This window comes from Streptomyces sp. NPDC006368 (assembly GCF_040612535.1).
Lineage (GTDB): Bacteria > Actinomycetota > Actinomycetes > Streptomycetales > Streptomycetaceae > Streptomyces.
Window position 1 is genome coordinate 137230 of record NZ_JBEXQK010000007.1, and the last position, 14879, is coordinate 152108.

12 protein-coding genes, 2 pseudogenes and 1 riboswitch are annotated in these 14879 nt (G+C 71.9%); of the genes and pseudogenes, 7 read left to right on the top strand and 7 right to left on the bottom strand.

Going from position 1 to position 14879, the window contains the following annotated elements:
• The first annotated feature begins 33 nt into the window (after positions 1-33).
• The 5 genes from ABZZ38_RS08710 (at position 34) to ABZZ38_RS08730 (ending at position 6514) form a co-directional block, all read left to right on the top strand.
• The gene (locus tag ABZZ38_RS08710; protein WP_356737174.1) at positions 34-843 is read left to right on the top strand and encodes a c-type cytochrome; all 810 of its coding nucleotides are present in this window, start codon (positions 34-36) and stop codon (positions 841-843) included.
• Complete coding sequence (locus tag ABZZ38_RS08715; protein WP_356737176.1) at positions 840-1892, top strand: Rieske 2Fe-2S domain-containing protein; 1053 nt, start codon at positions 840-842, stop codon at positions 1890-1892. Before ABZZ38_RS08710 ends, ABZZ38_RS08715 begins: the two co-directional genes overlap by 4 nt.
• The gene (locus ABZZ38_RS08720) at positions 1889-3520 is read left to right on the top strand and encodes a ubiquinol-cytochrome c reductase cytochrome b subunit (RefSeq protein WP_356737178.1); all 1632 of its coding nucleotides are present in this window, start codon (positions 1889-1891) and stop codon (positions 3518-3520) included. Before ABZZ38_RS08715 ends, ABZZ38_RS08720 begins: the two co-directional genes overlap by 4 nt.
• 143 nt (positions 3521-3663) lie before the next feature.
• Positions 3664-4728: an anthranilate phosphoribosyltransferase gene (gene trpD, locus ABZZ38_RS08725; protein WP_356737180.1), complete on the top strand. Its 1065-nt coding sequence runs from the start codon at positions 3664-3666 to the stop codon at positions 4726-4728.
• A 109-nt stretch (positions 4729-4837) separates the two neighbouring features.
• Positions 4838-4954: riboswitch (SAM riboswitch) on the top strand.
• 189 nt (positions 4955-5143) lie between these two features.
• Positions 5144-6514, top strand: a complete 1371-nt coding sequence (locus ABZZ38_RS08730; RefSeq protein WP_356737291.1) for an aminotransferase class V-fold PLP-dependent enzyme — start codon at positions 5144-5146, stop codon at positions 6512-6514.
• Here the strand turns inward: ABZZ38_RS08730 and ABZZ38_RS08735 are convergent.
• From ABZZ38_RS08735 to ABZZ38_RS08765, 7 genes and pseudogenes are all read right to left on the bottom strand, one after another.
• Positions 6507-7649, bottom strand: a pseudogene (locus ABZZ38_RS08735) (glycerate kinase); the annotation flags it as partial. The gene ABZZ38_RS08730 and the pseudogene ABZZ38_RS08735 sit on opposite strands and share 8 nt — an antisense overlap.
• Entirely contained in the window at positions 7646-9076 is a 1431-nt protein-coding gene (locus tag ABZZ38_RS08740; RefSeq protein ID WP_356737182.1) for an SLC13 family permease, read from the bottom strand. The pseudogene ABZZ38_RS08735 and the gene ABZZ38_RS08740, both read right to left, overlap by 4 nt.
• A 61-nt stretch (positions 9077-9137) precedes the next feature.
• On the bottom strand, positions 9138-9797 hold the full coding sequence (locus ABZZ38_RS08745) for a response regulator transcription factor (RefSeq protein ID WP_356737184.1): 660 nt from the start codon (positions 9795-9797) through the stop codon (positions 9138-9140).
• Positions 9794-11182, bottom strand: a complete 1389-nt coding sequence (locus ABZZ38_RS08750; RefSeq protein ID WP_356737293.1) for a HAMP domain-containing sensor histidine kinase — start codon at positions 11180-11182, stop codon at positions 9794-9796. Before ABZZ38_RS08750 ends, ABZZ38_RS08745 begins: the two co-directional genes overlap by 4 nt.
• A 250-nt stretch (positions 11183-11432) precedes the next feature.
• A pseudogene (locus ABZZ38_RS08755) lies at positions 11433-11690 on the bottom strand (small hydrophilic protein); the annotation flags it as partial.
• Between the two features lie 105 nt (positions 11691-11795).
• Complete coding sequence (locus ABZZ38_RS08760) at positions 11796-12077, bottom strand: Lrp/AsnC ligand binding domain-containing protein (protein WP_356737186.1); 282 nt, start codon at positions 12075-12077, stop codon at positions 11796-11798.
• The gene (locus tag ABZZ38_RS08765; protein WP_356737188.1) at positions 12074-12781 is read right to left on the bottom strand and encodes a rhomboid family intramembrane serine protease; all 708 of its coding nucleotides are present in this window, start codon (positions 12779-12781) and stop codon (positions 12074-12076) included. The genes ABZZ38_RS08760 and ABZZ38_RS08765 overlap by 4 nt, the downstream gene beginning before the upstream one ends.
• Positions 12782-12947: 166 nt before the next feature.
• Here ABZZ38_RS08765 and ABZZ38_RS08770 point away from each other — a divergent pair, with 166 nt between their 5' ends.
• Both ABZZ38_RS08770 and ABZZ38_RS08775 read left to right on the top strand, forming a co-directional pair.
• Entirely contained in the window at positions 12948-13217 is a 270-nt protein-coding gene (locus ABZZ38_RS08770) for a hypothetical protein (RefSeq protein WP_356737190.1), read from the top strand.
• Between the two features lie 48 nt (positions 13218-13265).
• Positions 13266-14630 carry an NYN domain-containing protein gene (locus ABZZ38_RS08775; protein ID WP_356737192.1) on the top strand — a complete coding sequence of 455 codons (1365 nt, stop codon included), beginning with the start codon at positions 13266-13268 and terminating at the stop codon, positions 14628-14630.
• The last annotated feature ends 249 nt before the right edge of the window (positions 14631-14879 follow it).

Consider the following 14879-nt stretch of genomic DNA (forward strand, 5'->3'; position numbering starts at 1 on the left):
TCGACGCAGAAGATCCTGACACCGGGGAAATCCGTGAAAAAGCTCTCCGCACGACGACGCCATCCGCTGGCGGCGGTCGTCGTCCTACTTCTCGCGCTGGCGGCCACTGGGGGGCTGTACGCCGCGTTCGCACCCGCGGACAAGGCGCAGGCCGATGAGACCGCCCAGTCCCTCGCCATCGAGGAGGGGAAGAAGCTGTACTCCGTCGGCTGCGCCAGCTGCCACGGAACCGGCGGTCAGGGCACCTCTGACGGCCCCAGCCTGGTCGGCGTCGGCTCCGCGTCCGTGGACTTCCAGGTCGCCACGGGCCGCATGCCGGCCCAGCAGCCGGGCGCCCAGGTGCCCGAGAAGAGGAACATCTACTCGCAGGCCCAGATCGACCAGCTCGCCGCGTACGTCGCGTCCCTGGGCCCCGGCCCGGTGACCCCGACCGAGAAGCAGTACAGCCCCAAGGGCGCGGACATCGCCCGCGGCGGTGACCTGTTCCGTACGAACTGCGCCCAGTGCCACAACTTCACCGGTCAGGGTGGTGCTCTGACCAAGGGCAAGTGGGCGCCGAGCCTCGATGACGTGAGCCCGAAGCACATCTACGAGGCCATGCAGACCGGCCCGCAGAACATGCCGTCCTTCCCCGACACCACGATGCCGGAGAAGGAGAAGCAGGACATCATCGCGTACATCAAGACCGTGAACGGTCAGGACACCGCGACCCCCGGCGGCTTCGGACTGGGTGGTCTCGGCCCGGTGCCCGAGGGCCTCTTCGGTTGGATCTTCGGTCTCGGTTCGCTGATCGCTGTTGCCGTCTGGGTCGCGGCCCACACCGCTAAGGCCAAGAAGTCATGAGTAGCCAAGAGATTCCAGAAGCACAGAGCCTGCCGAGCGAGCAGGACACCGCGCACGGCACGGCGGTGGCGGAGAACCCGTTCGCCGACCCGGGGCTGCCGCCCCACAAGCCGCGCATCCAGGACATCGACGAGCGGGCCGCCAAGCGCTCCGAGCGCACGGTTGCCCTGCTGTTCACGCTGTCGATGCTGGCCACGATCGGCTTCATCGCCTCCTTCGTGATCTTCCCGGTCGACAAGCTCGTCTACGTGTGGCCGCTGGGCCGTGTCAGCGCGACGAACCTGTCGCTCGGTCTGACGCTGGGCATCGCGCTCTTCTGCATCGGCGCGGGCGCGGTCCACTGGGCCCGCACCCTGATGTCGGACGAGGAGGTCGCCGACGACCGGCACGCCATCGAGGCCGAGCCCGACGTCAAGGCCAAGGTCCTGGCGGACTTCGCCGACGGCGCGCGCGAGTCCGCGATCGGCCGCCGCCCGCTCATCCGCAACACGATGTTCGGCGCGCTGGCCATGGTGCCGCTCTCCGGCGTGGTGCTGCTGCGCGAGCTGGGTCCGATGCCCGAGAAGAAGCTGTTCCACACGTCGTGGGCCAAGGGCAAGCAGCTCATCAACATGAACACCAATGAGCCGCTGCGTCCCGAGGACGTCGCCGTCGGCTCGCTGACCTTCGCCAAGCCCGAGGGCCTGGAGGAGGACGACCACGAGTTCAACACGAAGATCGCCAAGGATGCCCTGATGATCGTCCGGATCCAGCCGGAGGACATCAAGGACAAGCGCGAGCTCGAGTGGTCGCACGACGGCATCGTGGCCTTCTCCAAGATCTGCACCCACGTGGGCTGCCCGATCTCCCTGTACGAGCAGCAGACCCACCACGTCCTCTGCCCGTGCCACCAGTCCACCTTCGACCTCGCCGACGGCGCCCGCGTCATCTTCGGCCCGGCCGGCCACCCCCTTCCGCAGCTGCGGATCGGTGTGAATGACGAGGGCTTCCTCGAGGCGCTCGGCGACTTCCCCGAGCCCGTCGGCCCTGCATTCTGGGAGCGCGGATGAGCACCACGACCGCAAAAGACGCACAGCGCAAGGCGCCGGCCGGCGAGCGCGTCGCCGACTGGGCGGACGGCCGGCTGGGGATCTACTCCCTGGCCAAGGCCAACATGCGGAAGATCTTCCCGGACCACTGGTCCTTCATGCTCGGTGAGATCTGCCTCTACAGCTTCATCATCATCATCCTCACGGGTGTGTACCTGACGCTGTTCTTCCACCCGAGCATGAACGAGATCGAGTACCACGGCTCGTACGTGCCGATGCAGGGCATCCGCATGACGGAGGCGTACGCCTCGACGCTGGACATCAGCTTCGACGTCCGCGGTGGTCTGCTGATCCGGCAGATCCACCACTGGGCCGCCGTCGTCTTCATCGCCGGCATGTTCGTGCACATGATGCGCGTCTTCTTCACCGGCGCGTTCCGCAAGCCGCGTGAGATCAACTGGCTGTTCGGCTTCCTGCTGTTCGTCCTGGGCATGTTCACCGGCTTCACCGGTTACTCGCTCCCGGACGACCTGCTCTCCGGCACCGGTGTCCGCTTCACGCAGGGCGCGATCCTGTCCATGCCGATCGTCGGCACGTACATCTCGATGTTCCTGTTCGGCGGCGAGTTCCCCGGCCACGACATCATCGCGCGGTTCTACTCGATCCACATCCTGCTGCTGCCGGGCATCATGCTCGGTCTCGTGGTGGCCCACCTGATCCTGGTCTTCTACCACAAGCACACGCAGTTCCCCGGCCCCGGCCGGACGAACAACAACGTCGTCGGCATGCCGCTGCTGCCGGTCTACATGGCCAAGGCGGGAGGATTCTTCTTCCTGGTCTTCGGTGTCATCGCGATCATCTCGGCGCTGTTCACGATCAACCCGATCTGGGCCCTCGGGCCGTACCGCCCGGACCAGGTGTCCACCGGCGCCCAGCCCGACTGGTACATGGGCTTCGCCGAGGGTCTCGTCCGTGTGATGCCGGGCTGGGAGATCAACCTCTGGGGCCACACGCTCGTCCTGGGCGTGTTCATCCCGCTGATGGTCTTCGGCCTGATGCTCGCCGCGATCGCGCTCTACCCGTTCATCGAGTCGTGGATCACCGGCGACAAGCGGGAGCACCACCTGCTGGACCGGCCGCGCAACGCGCCGACCCGGACCGCTCTCGGCGTCGCGTGGGTCACCGGCTACATGATCATGCTGCTGGGCGGTGGAAACGACATCTTCGCCCTGTACTTCCACATGTCGCTGAACGCGATCACGTGGTTCGTGCGGATCGCCTTCTTCGTCGGCCCGGTCGTCGCGTTCATCGTCACCAAGCGGATCTGCATGGGTCTGCAGCGGCGTGACAAGGACAAGGTGCTGCACGGACGCGAGTCCGGCATCATCAAGCGCCTGCCGCACGGCGAGTTCGTCGAGATCCACGAGCCCCTCAGCCAGGCCCAGCTGCACGCGCTCACCGCGCACGAGCAGTACCAGCCGGCCGAGATCGGCCCGGAGGTCGACGAGAACGGCGTCGAGCGCAAGCTCACCCGTCGCCAGAAGCTCCGCGCCAAGCTGAGCAAGGGGTACTACGGCGAGGGGAACCAGGTCCCCAAGGCCACCGTCGAGGAGTACCAGGAGATCACGAGCGGCCACGGCCACCACTGATCGCCCGGTCCTCACCGGCCCGACCGACACCAGGTCGCCACAGCATCGAGCCCCGTCCATTCGCCGGACGGGGCTCTTTGCCGTGCCGCCGGCTCGATAGGGTGGAGTGGTCATTCCCCTACGCACGGACACCAGGAGCGACCATGAGCGCTGTGCAACCCGCTGGAGGACCGAGCGCGGCGGGTCGTTCCTGGCCCGAGGTGCTGAACGGCCTGCTGGAGGGGCGCGACCAGAGCGCCGACGACACCGCGTGGGCGATGGACCTCATCATGCGCGGCGAGGCGACCGACGCCCAGATCGCCGGGTTCATGGTGGCGCTGCGGGCCAAGGGCGAGACGGTCGAGGAGATCTCCGGCCTCGTCCGCACCATGTACGAGCACGCCAATCTGATCGAGGTGCCCGGCCCGTCGGTGGACATCGTCGGCACGGGCGGCGACGGAGCCAGGACCGTCAACATCTCCACCATGTCCGCGATCGTCGTCGCCGGTACGGGCGCCAAGGTCGTCAAGCACGGCAACCGCGCCGCGTCGTCCGCGTCCGGCTCCTCGGACGTCCTGGAGAAGCTGGGCGTCAACCTGGAGCTGGCACCCCGGCGGGTGGCGGAGGTCGCCGGGGAGGCGGGCATCACCTTCTGCTTCGCGGTGAAGTTCCACCCGGCGCTGCGCCATGTGGCCGCGGCCCGCAGGGAGCTCGGCATCCGTACCACCTTCAACTTCCTCGGCCCGCTCACCAACCCGGCACGGGTCCGCGCCCAGGCCACGGGCGTCGCCGACGCGCGCATGGCGGCCATCATGGCCGGGGTGCTCGCCCGGCGCGGCTCCTCCGCCCTGGTGTTCCGCGGCGACGACGGGCTCGACGAGCTGACCACCACCGCCACCTCGAAGGTGTGGGTGGTCCGGGACGGGGCGGTGCGCGAGGAGACGTTCGACCCGCGCGACGTGGGCGTCGAGCTGGTGCCGGTCGAGGCGCTGCGCGGCGCGGACGCGTCGTACAACGCGGACGTGGCGCGCCGGCTGCTGGGCGGCGAGACGGGGCCGGTGCGGGACGCGGTGCTGCTCAACGCGGCGGCGGCGCTGGTGGCCCTGGAGCCGTCGGACGCGCCGCTGACCGAGCAGATCCATGCGGGCATGGCGAGGGCGGCCGAGTCGATCGACTCGGGCGCGGCGCGCGCGGCGCTGGAGCGGTGGGTCGCGGCCAGCAACGCGTAGCTCTCGCGGTGTTACGGAGGGGCCCGGGCGTGAACCGGGCCCCTGTCGCGTGTCCCGGTATCCGGGCACGGGTTGCGCGGAGGCGATCGCGTGCCTTAACTTCTCGGCAGGTCATGAGTGACAGCGACTACGGCCCCGGCCCGCTGTCCGGCAACCCTCCGTCCGTGGCGGGGTGCCCCGGGTGAAGACCAGGCCGCAGGCAGGACGTCTGTGGCAAGCGCGGACCCCTGGCATCGGTGAATGTCACAGCCCCTGGGGTCCTGGTCCTCAAGGGAGCAGTCTCGTGAGCAAGCGAATGCGATAGGGCTCGAAGCCCCTCCTTCGGTTCCCCCTTTTTCCCTCCGCCGCGGCCGCACCGTGCGCTCTTCCGGTGCGTCGACGCGCGGTTCTCGCCTGCCTCGTACGGGAGTTCGCCATGTCCGCCACCTCCGTTGCCGCCGACCGGTCCGTCCGCGCCCCCCTGCCCGTTCTGGGACGGGATGTCACCGTCCCCCTCGTCACCGGTGGCGAGGTCACCTACGCCGCCCTCGACTACGCCGCGAGCGCGCCCGCCCTCCAGCGGGTGTGGGACGACGTGGCCGCGTACGCGCCCTACTACGGCAGCGTGCACCGGGGCGCCGGGTACCTGTCGCAGCTGTCGACCGACCTGTTCGAGAACAGCCGCGCCACGGTCGCCGAGTTCCTGGACTGCCGGGAGGACGACCAGGTCGTCTTCACCCGGTCGACGACCGACTCGCTCAACCTGCTCGCCGCCGCCCTGCCCGCCGACTGCCGGGTCTTCGTCTTCGAGACCGAGCACCACGCCTCGTTGCTGCCCTGGAGGGACGCCCGGGTCACCTACCTCAACGCGCCCCGCACCCCCGCGCAGGCCGTCGAGACGCTGGAGCGTGCCCTCGCCGACCGCGACCCCCACGGCCCGGCGCTGGTCTGTGTGACCGGCGCGTCCAACGTGACCGGCGAGCTGTGGCCCGTGCGGGAGCTGGCCGCCGCCGCCCACGCCCACGGTGCGCGCATCGTGCTGGACGCCGCGCAGCTCGCGCCCCACCACCCGGTCTCCGTGCGCGACCTGGACGTCGACTGGGTGGCGTTCTCCGGGCACAAGCTGTACGCGCCGTTCGGCTCCGGCGTCCTCGCCGGGCGGGCCGACTGGCTGCGGGACGCCGAGCCGTACCTCGCCGGGGGCGGCGCGTCCCGCAAGGTGACCCGACGTGTCAGCGGCGAGGGCGCCGGCGGCGTGGACGTGGAGTGGCACACCACCGCCGCCCGCCACGAGGCCGGCTCGCCCAACGTCATCGGCGTCCACGCCATCGCCTCCGCCTGCAAGGCGCTCACCGAGGCCGGGTTCGAGAACCTGGTGGCGCGCGAGCGGGAGCTGATCGGGAAGGTCCGCGAGGGGCTCGCCGAGGTGCCCGAGGTGCGGGTGCTGTCGCTGTTCGGCGACGACTCCGCGCGCGTCGGGGTCATCTCGTTCGTCGTGAAGGGCTGGAACAGCTCGCACTTCGCCGCCGCGCTGTCCGCCGAGTACGGCATCGGGGTGCGCGACGGCCTGTTCTGCGCCCACCCGCTGGTGCGCACCCTGCTGGACGGCGACCCGCAGGACGCCGGCGAGTGCGGCGCGCCGGACGGGGGGACCACCGCGCTCAACGCCATCCGGGTCAGTTTCGGGGCGGGGACGCCGGACGAGCACGTCGACCGGTTCGTTCGGGCCGTGAAGGAGCTCGTGCGGGACGGGGCGCAGTGGAACTACCGTACGGAGGACGGGCGTTGTGTGCCCGACCGGGGCTGACCAGCAGCGTGCCGAGCAGGACCGTGCGCAGGGCCCGCTCGGCCGCGTCCGTGAGGAGCTCGGCGGCACGGTCCAGCGCCTCCCGCAGGGGTACGGGCCCGGCGGCGATCGACTCGTAGGCGTCCAGGCCCGACTCGTGCGCGCCCTCACCGAGGCTGCCCGCCAGCGCGAGGACCGGGACGCCCGCCTCCCGCGCCCGGCGCGCCACCTCGCCCGGGATCTTGCCGCGCACCGTCTGGGCGTCCAGGGCGCCCTCGCCGGTGATCACCAGGTCGGCGCGGGCGAGCCGGGCGCTCAGGTCCAGCCCGTCGAGCAGCACCTCGAAGCGCGGCAGCAGCCGGGCGCCGACCGCCGCGAGCCCCGCGCCCAGGCCCCCGGACGCGCCGGTGCCGGGCGCGCCGCGCAGGTCGACGACCGGGGTGAACGCCTCCGTCAGGAGGCCCGCCCAGTGCTCCAGGGCGGCCGACAACTCCTCCACCTGCGCGGGCGTCGCGCCCTTCTGGGGGCCGAAGACGCGGGCCACGCCGCGCTCGCCGCACAGCACGTTGTAGGGGTTGCACGCCACCAGGAGTTCGGCGCCCGCGAGCCGCGCGTCGAGTCCGCTCGCATCGATGGCGGCGAGGCGGACCAAAGCGCGTCCGCCGTGCGGGAGTTCGCGGCCGGCCGCGTCCAGGAGCCGGGCGCCCAGCGCCTGGAGCGCGCCGGCTCCCCCGTCCGACGTACCGGAGTCGCCGCAGCCGACCAGGATGCGGCGCGCCCCGGAGTCCAGGGCCGCGCGCAGCAGTTCGCCGACGCCGTACGTCGTCGTGGCACCCGGGTCGCGACGGTCCGGGTCCACCAGCGCGAGCCCCGCCACCGCGGCCATCTCCACGACCGCGGTGCCGCAGCCGAGCACCGCGAAGTGGCTGTCGACCGGTGAGCCGAGCGGGCCGGTCGCGGTGTACGGCACGAGCCGGCCGCCCGTCGCGGCGGCCAGCGCCTCCGCCGTGCCCTCGCCGCCGTCCACCAGCGGGATGAGGTCCAGTTCGGCGTCCGGCAGCACCCGCAGCACGCCCTCGGCGATGCACTCGGCGGCCTGCCGTGCGGACAGGGACTCCTTGAAGCCGCTGGGCGCGACGGCGATGCGGCAGGTCATCGGGGGGTCTCCAGGAGGACGGGCACGCCGAGCAGCGGCCAGACGGTCAGGGCGAAGAGCAGGACCACGCCCGCGGTGAGCGGGGCCAGGACCGCCGACAGCCGGAGCAGGTCGCGCGGCGTGTAGGTCGGTACGCCGTCCGGTATGTCGGCGAACAGGGCCACCGGCTTGGCGGACGACGGCAGGGTGTGGCAGAAGCCGGCCGCGGCGGTGGAGGCGAGCGCGGCGGTCACCGGGTTGACGCCGGCCGCCGCGGCGGCGGCCACCACCAGCGGCACGAGCACCGACGACCGGGCCGACCGGGACTGCAGGACGAGATGCGCCGCCGTACTGACCACCACGACGACGCCGAGGAACAGCCAGGGCGGCGCGTCCACCGGCAGCCCCGTCACCAGCCACCTCGCCGCACCCGAGTCGGAAAGCGCCACACCCATCGCCGCCGTCGCCGCCATGAACAGCAGCAGCGGCCACGGCACCGTGGTCAGGCCGTCCTTGAGGCGGACGGTGCCGAGCGCCGGTGACGCGGCGACGACCGCTCCGATCAGCGCGACCACCGCCGGTGACACCCGGTGGAGCGGCTCGCTGCACCACAGCACCACCACCGTCGCCAGCAGCAGCGCGCAGCGCTGCTCGGCGGTGGTCAGCGGCCCGGTGACGGGCGTGGGGGAGTGGGCCTCGATCTCGGCCGCGGTGATGCGCACCGGTCCGCGCCGGTCGGGGCGCGAGGTGGTGGTGAGCAGTACGGCCTCGGCGGCGAGATGGGACGAGACGATCGCGAGCGGCAGGCCGAGCAGCAGCCACTCCACGAACCCGAGCCGCCGTCCGGACTGTTCCCACAGGACGTCGACGGTGATGAGGTGGGCGCCCGCGCCGATCAGGGTGGCGACGGCGGACAGCAGCACCACGGTCGGGAAGAGCAGCGCCAGCATCACCACCAGCCGCCGCCGGTCCGCCAGCACCCGGGCCAGGGCAAGGAACACGGGGAGCGCGAGGGCGGCCCGCCCCGAGGTGGCGGGTACGGCGAAGGAGGTCACGACGAGGGCGGCGGTGGTGAGGTGGACCAGCTGGCGCACCGTACGGGCGCCGCTGACCAGGAAGGCCGCCGCCCGCCCGGCGAGACCCGTCCGGGTGACCGCGGCCGCCAGCACGAACGCGCAGATCAGCAGCCAGATCGTCTCGTCGCCCAGTGTGGCGAACAGCGTCGCGCTGCTGATCACCCCGGTCGCGGTGAGGGCGAGGCCCGCGCCCAGCGCGATGTACGTGTCGTCGACGGACGTGGCGATCCACGCCACGGTGGCGAGGACGAAGACGGCCAGGGTCAGGCGCGCGTCGGCCCCGAGACCGGGGAAGCGGGAGGGCATGGCCAGCAGCGCGCACACACCGAGCGCGGCGCCGAGGAACGCGGCCCGGCTGGGGGAGAGGGTCACGGTGTCCAGTCTCCGGACGCGCCGTGAGCCCTCAATGAGCGCTTTGTGAAGGAAAGTTCATCTACGGCATGCGGTACCCCATGCCGCGTACCGTCTCCAGCCGCTGCGCGCCGAGCTTCTTGCGCAGCGCCCGGACGTACACGTCCACGATGTTCGAACCGGGATCGAAGTCGTACCCCCATACGTGGGACAGGATCTGTTCCCGTGACAGCACCTGTCCGGGGTGGCGCAGGAACAGCTCCAGCAATACGAATTCACGGGCCGTCAGGTCCACGGTCCGCGCGTCGGCGCGGGCGCGGCGGGTGCGCAGGTCCAGGCTGAGGTCCCCGCTGCGCAACACCGTCACCTCGGGCGCGCGGGCGGCGGTGCGCAGCCGGAGCCGTACCCGCGCCAGTAACTCCTCGAAGCGGAACGGCTTGGTCATCCAGTCGTCGGCACCGCCCTCCAGCCCGGCGACCGTGTCCCCCACCGAGTCCCGCGCGGTCAGCACGAGCACCGGGAGCGTCACCCGGGCCTCGCGCAGCTCGCGCAGGACGGTGAAGCCGTCCCGCCCCGGCAGGCCGATGTCCAGCACCATCAGGTCGAACCCGCCGGTGACGGCGTAGTCCAGGGCGGTGTCGCCGTCGGCGGCGACGGTGCTGGTGAAGCCGTTGGCGCGCAGCCCCTTCTCGACGAAGGAGGCGATCCGCTCCTCGTCCTCGGCGATCAGAATGCGGTTCACCGGTCGTGATCCTCTTCCAGTACGAGTACGAACGTGGCCCCGCCGCCCTCGGTGGGGCGCAGTTCGACGCGCCCGCGATGGCCCTCGGCGATGGCCTTGACGATGGACAGGCCGAGCCCCGCGCCGCCGCTCGTGCGGGTGCCGCGCCGCGGGGTGCCGCGCCGGAACCGCTCGAAGATCACGGCGGCGTCCTCGGTCCGCACCCCCGGTCCGCTGTCCGCGACGTACAGCTCGATCCGGCCGTCGGCCTCCCGCGAGCCGATCCTTATCCGCTGGCCGGGCACGGTGTGCTGGACGGCGTTCTGGGCGAGCTGGACCATGGCCTGGGTGATGCGCTGCGGGTCGAGCTCGGCCTCGCGGTCGGCGACGCCGTCCAGCACCCACTCCCGCTCGCCCAGCGCCCGGGCCTTCACGAACACGTCGGCGGTCAGCTCGCCCAGCTGCACCGGCCCGGGCGTGACGAAGTCGGGGCGCTCGGCCTTCGCCAGCAGGAGCAGGTCCTCGACGATACGGCTCATCCGGTCGAGCTCGTCGGTGACCAGGCGGATCGTCTCCGCCTGCTCGGCCGGGTCGTCGCCCATGAGCTCCAGGTGGCCGCGCACGATGGTGATGGGCGTGCGCAGCTCGTGCCCGGCGTCGTCGACGAACTGGCGCTGCGCGGCGAAGGCCCGCTCCAGCCGGTCGAGCATGGCGTTGAACGTCTCGGCGAGCAGCGCGATGTCGTCGCGGCCCCGGACGGGAATGCGGCGGGTGAGGTCCTGCTCGGTGAGCTGCGCCGCGGCCCGGCGGACCACGCGTACGGGGGCGAGGATGCGGCCCGCGACGGCCCAGCCGATGCCGGTCGTCATCAGCAGGGCCACGCCGGAGATCGCCAGCTGGGTACGGAACGCCTCGGCGGCGATGGCCTGCTCGTGACCGGCGTGGAAGGCGACGACGAACGCGCCGGGCGGTGCGGCGGACGGTACGGCGGGCGGGCGCGCGGGCGCGATGGGCACCTTGGCCCAGCGCACGTCACCCTGCGGCCGGTGCAGGGTGCCGAAGGACGCGGACGACGCGAGGATCCGGGCGAGCGCGTCCCGGTCGCGGTACAGGGCGGCGCCGGCCGTGTCCCGGGGCTGGCGCAGCACGGACGGTGCGGAGCCCGGCGCCCCGGTGAGGCCGAGGAGCTCCTCGTCGGGGTCGGAGTACTGCCGCTGGAGGAACACCTCCAGCAGGCGGCGCGGCTCCGTGAACCGGGCGCCGGTGTCGGGGTCCACGCCCTGGTCGACGAAGTTGGCGAACTCGCGGGTCTCCTGCGTCAGCAGCTGGCTGATCCGGTGGTCGACGTCGCGGAGCAGGATGGAGCGGGTCGTCATCGCGACGGCGGTCAGCGCCACGGCCATCATGAGCAGCAGCCAGAGCAGGATCCGTACGCGGGCGGAGACGCGGCGGTCAGTTGTCGTCAAAGGCGTCGTCACCGAGGTCGTCTTCGTCGTCGTCCCCGCCGGTGGCCGGTGGTCCCGGCACCACGGCGTCGGTGGGCGTCGCGGCCGGCGCCGTCGCGCCGCCCGCCGGGGGCGGTGCGTCCGGTGGGCCGCTCGGCGCGGGCGTGCGGGCGGGCGGTACCGCGCCGGGCGAGCCGACGGGCGAGGGGTGCGCGGGCGAGGAGCCCGCGGGGAGCGAGCTGCCGGGCGGCGTCCTGCCGGGGGAGGGGTCGCCGGGTGACGCGCTGCCGGACGGCCCGTCCCCCGGGGACGAGGCGCCGCCGCCCGGCCGTGGTGTGGCGCCCAGCTCCACCTCGGGCGGCACCTTGGGCGCCTCGGGCGAGTCGGTCAGCGTGTAGCTGGTCGCGGCGATGCCGAGTGGGATGGCGACAACCGCGGCGAGCGTCGCCATGCGATGGGTGAAGGCCATGACCCCATCCTGGGTGGAGCGCGCCCTCCGGCGAATGAGCCCAGGATGAAGGCTCCTTCATGAAACCGGCGTCCGGCCGGCGCGCGCGTCCTCGTGGCGCCGGCGTTACGCGTCGAGGCCGATCGCGAACGCGGCCTCCAGGTCGTGCTGCGAGTACGTGCGGAACGCCACGTGCGTGTCGGTCGCCTCCACGCCCGGGATCTTGCTGATGCGGCCCGGGATGACGTCCGCCAGGTCGTCGTGCCTGGCCACGCGCACCATGGCGATCAGGTCATACGTTCCGGTGACGGAGAAGACCTCGCTGACGCTGTCGAGCGCGGCGATCGACTCGGCGATCTCGGGGATGCGGTCCACGCTGGTCTTGATGAGCACGATCGCGGTGATCACGGCTGTCCTTCTCCCTCGGTGGCCGCTGCTGGGGTCTTCACTCTAGCCCCCCACCCGAACCGCACCCAGGCGTAGAGGAACCCCAGGCCGAACCCCACCAGATGCGCCAGATACGCCACCCCGGGGCCGCTGCCCGCGCCCCGGGCCGCCAGCCACTGGAGCACGAACCAGAAGATCAGCACGATCCAGGCCGGGAAGCGCAGCGGCAGGAAGAACAGGAACGGATAGAGGCTGGTCACCCGGGCCCGCGGGAAGAGATACAGAAACGCCCCCAGCACCCCCGAGATCGCCCCCGAGCCCCCGACCAGGGTCTGCTGCGACTGCGCGTGCGCCGCCGCGTACGCGACCAGGGCGAGACAGCCGCAGACCAGGTAGAAGAGGCCGAACTCCCCGTGCCCCAGCCGCTCCTCGGCCATCGCGCCGAAGACGTACAGGAAGAGCATGTTGCCGAGCAGGTGCAGCCAACTGCCGTGCACGAACAGCGCGGTCAGCGGCGACGACAGCGCGTCCACGTCGCCGGCCAGCAGCTCGGCGGGGATCACGCCCCAGCGCCGGAAGTGCGCGCCCTGCGCCGCGAGCAGCGCGTCACCCGTCCCGTACGCGTGGTTCAGCCCCGACACCGGACTGATCAGGAAGATCAGACAGCACGCGCCGATCACGCCGTACGTCACCAGCGGTCCCCGCGGTTCCCGACGATCCAGCATGGACAGATCATGACGTAAACGGAGGGAGTGGGGCAGGGTGCCTCGCCGCGCCACAGGGGTACCCGTGAGGCCGTAGGGTTACGGGCAGTGCATCCGCAGTCCGACGGCGCACCGCGGCTTCTCGCACCCGGCACCCGCACCACGTACCAGGAAAGAGGACGGCACGATGACGACGGTTCCCCTGCCGACCGCGACGACCCGCTGGCGCTGCACACTCTGCGGCAACCTGACCCGGTTCGACGTGACGCGTTCCTCCAAGGTCGTCGAGTACGTCCACCTGGACCTCGCCGGTGAGCCGAAGGTCGAGGAGCGCGAGGTGGTCAGTGAGACCATCGAGTCGGTCCGCTGCCGCTGGTGCAACGCGGTGGACCGGATCGAGCTGGTGGACAGGCCGGACGCCGCCTCCGTGGAATCCGCGGAATCCAAGGATTCCTGACAGGCGGCCCGCAAGGGTGAGAACGACGGGTAGTGGGGTGACGGAATCGTGGAGCAGCCCGCCAGCGGTGCTGAACCGGCCGGTGCGGCCGGTGACGCCGCCGAGGCGCTCGACCGCCCGCTGCCGGAAGGGGTGCGGCGCCGGGTCGTCACGCTCGTCTCGGACGCCTTCGGCGGCCTGACCGTCGCCGAACTGCCCACCCAATTGCGGCAGTACGCCCGCTTCACCCCGACCCGCCGCGCCAAGTTCGCCGGCAACGCCATGGCCGCCGCCCTGGAGAGCGACCCGCTCTTCCGGCAGCGGATCGGCGAGCGCGTCAAGGCCGCCCAGCCCGAGCTGGCCGGCGCGCTGGAATCCGGTGCGGTCCCGGCGGCGGCCGACCCGGTCGACGTCGCCGCCGCCGCGTACGTGCTGCGCCCGGCCGGGTGGTCCAAGCTGGTCGCCGCCGCCGGTGAGGAGGCCCAGCGGGCGGACGCCGAGCGGGCCGAGGAGGAGGTGCGGCGCGAGCTGGAGCGGCTGCGCGCCGAGCTCGCCGAGGCCCGCGCCCAGACGCGCGCGGAGACCGAGCGGCTGCGTACCGAGCTGGACGCGGCCCGCAAGGAAGCCGAATCGCTTCAGCGCAAGCTGCGCAGCGCCCAGAGCGACGTCAAGCGCGGCGAGGCCGCCCTGCGCCGTATCCAGGCGGACATCGACTCCATCCGGGCCGAGGCGAACGCCCGGGTCTCCGCGGCCGAGAGCGAGACGCGCCGCCTCAAGGCGCGGCTCGGTGAGGCGGAGGCCGCCCTGGAGGCCAGCCGCCGGGCCGCCCGTGAGGGGCGCTCGGTGGAGGACATGCGCCTGCGTCTGCTCCTGGACACCGTGCTGGAGTCGGCGCAGGGCCTGCGCCGCGAGCTGGCCCTGCCTCCCGTCTCCGTACACCCGGCGGACACGGTCGACGCGGTGGAGCCGGGCCGCATGTCGCCCAAGGACATCGCGGCCCGCGCCCTGTCGGAGACCGATCCGGCGCTGCTCGACCAGCTGCTCGCCCTGCCGCAGGCGCACCTGGTCGTGGACGGCTACAACGTCACCAAGACCGGCTATCCGACGATGCCCCTGGAGAAGCAGCGGCTGCGGCTGCTCGGCGGGCTGTCCGCGCTGGCCGCCCGTACGGGCGCCGAGGTCACCTGCGTCTTCGACGGCGCGGAGCTCGCGGCTCCGGTGCTCCTCGCGCCGCCGCGGGGGGTGCGCGTGCTGTTCTCCAAGCCGGGTGTGACGGCCGACGAGCTGATCCGGCAGCTGGTACGGGCGGAGCCGCCGGGGCGGCCCGTCGTGGTGGTCTCCACCGACCGCGAAGTCGCCGACGGCGTCGCGAAGTCCGGTGCGCGGCCGGTGGCGTCCCTGATGTTGCTGAAGCGCCTTTCGCGGCTGTCGTGAACTCCTGGGTCTAATGCCCGTATTCGCGGCCTCTTTGTGGAACGTACCGTCAAGTGCTCATGACGCAGTGTGGAATGCGCGTAAATAAAGTGGCGCCTGAGCGAGATTTTTCGCATGAGGATTTGAACCGATCACAGGATGGTCACTAAGGTCTGCTCGAACCCTCGCGCAGTTGATCGCTCATCCGGAGCGACAGCGAAGGAACCGCCTCATCCGTCTCCGCCGTGTTCAGACGGCGGATTCCGGACG

Excerpts from the sequence above, each read along its gene's own strand:
- ABZZ38_RS08715 (WP_356737176.1), top strand. The coding sequence starts at position 840 with ATGAGTAGCCAAGAGATTCCAGAAGCACAGAGCCTGCCGAGCGAGCAG.
- ABZZ38_RS08720 (WP_356737178.1), top strand. The coding sequence starts at position 1,889 with ATGAGCACCACGACCGCAAAAGACGCACAGCGCAAGGCGCCGGCCGGC.
- trpD (WP_356737180.1), top strand. The coding sequence starts at position 3,664 with ATGAGCGCTGTGCAACCCGCTGGAGGACCGAGCGCGGCGGGTCGTTCC.
- ABZZ38_RS08730 (WP_356737291.1), top strand. The coding sequence starts at position 5,144 with ATGTCCGCCACCTCCGTTGCCGCCGACCGGTCCGTCCGCGCCCCCCTG.
- ABZZ38_RS08750 (WP_356737293.1), bottom strand. The coding sequence starts at position 11,182 with ATGATGGCCGTGGCGCTGACCGCCGTCGCGATGACGACCCGCTCCATC.
- ABZZ38_RS08765 (WP_356737188.1), bottom strand. The coding sequence starts at position 12,781 with ATGCTGGATCGTCGGGAACCGCGGGGACCGCTGGTGACGTACGGCGTG.
- ABZZ38_RS08770 (WP_356737190.1), top strand. The coding sequence starts at position 12,948 with ATGACGACGGTTCCCCTGCCGACCGCGACGACCCGCTGGCGCTGCACA.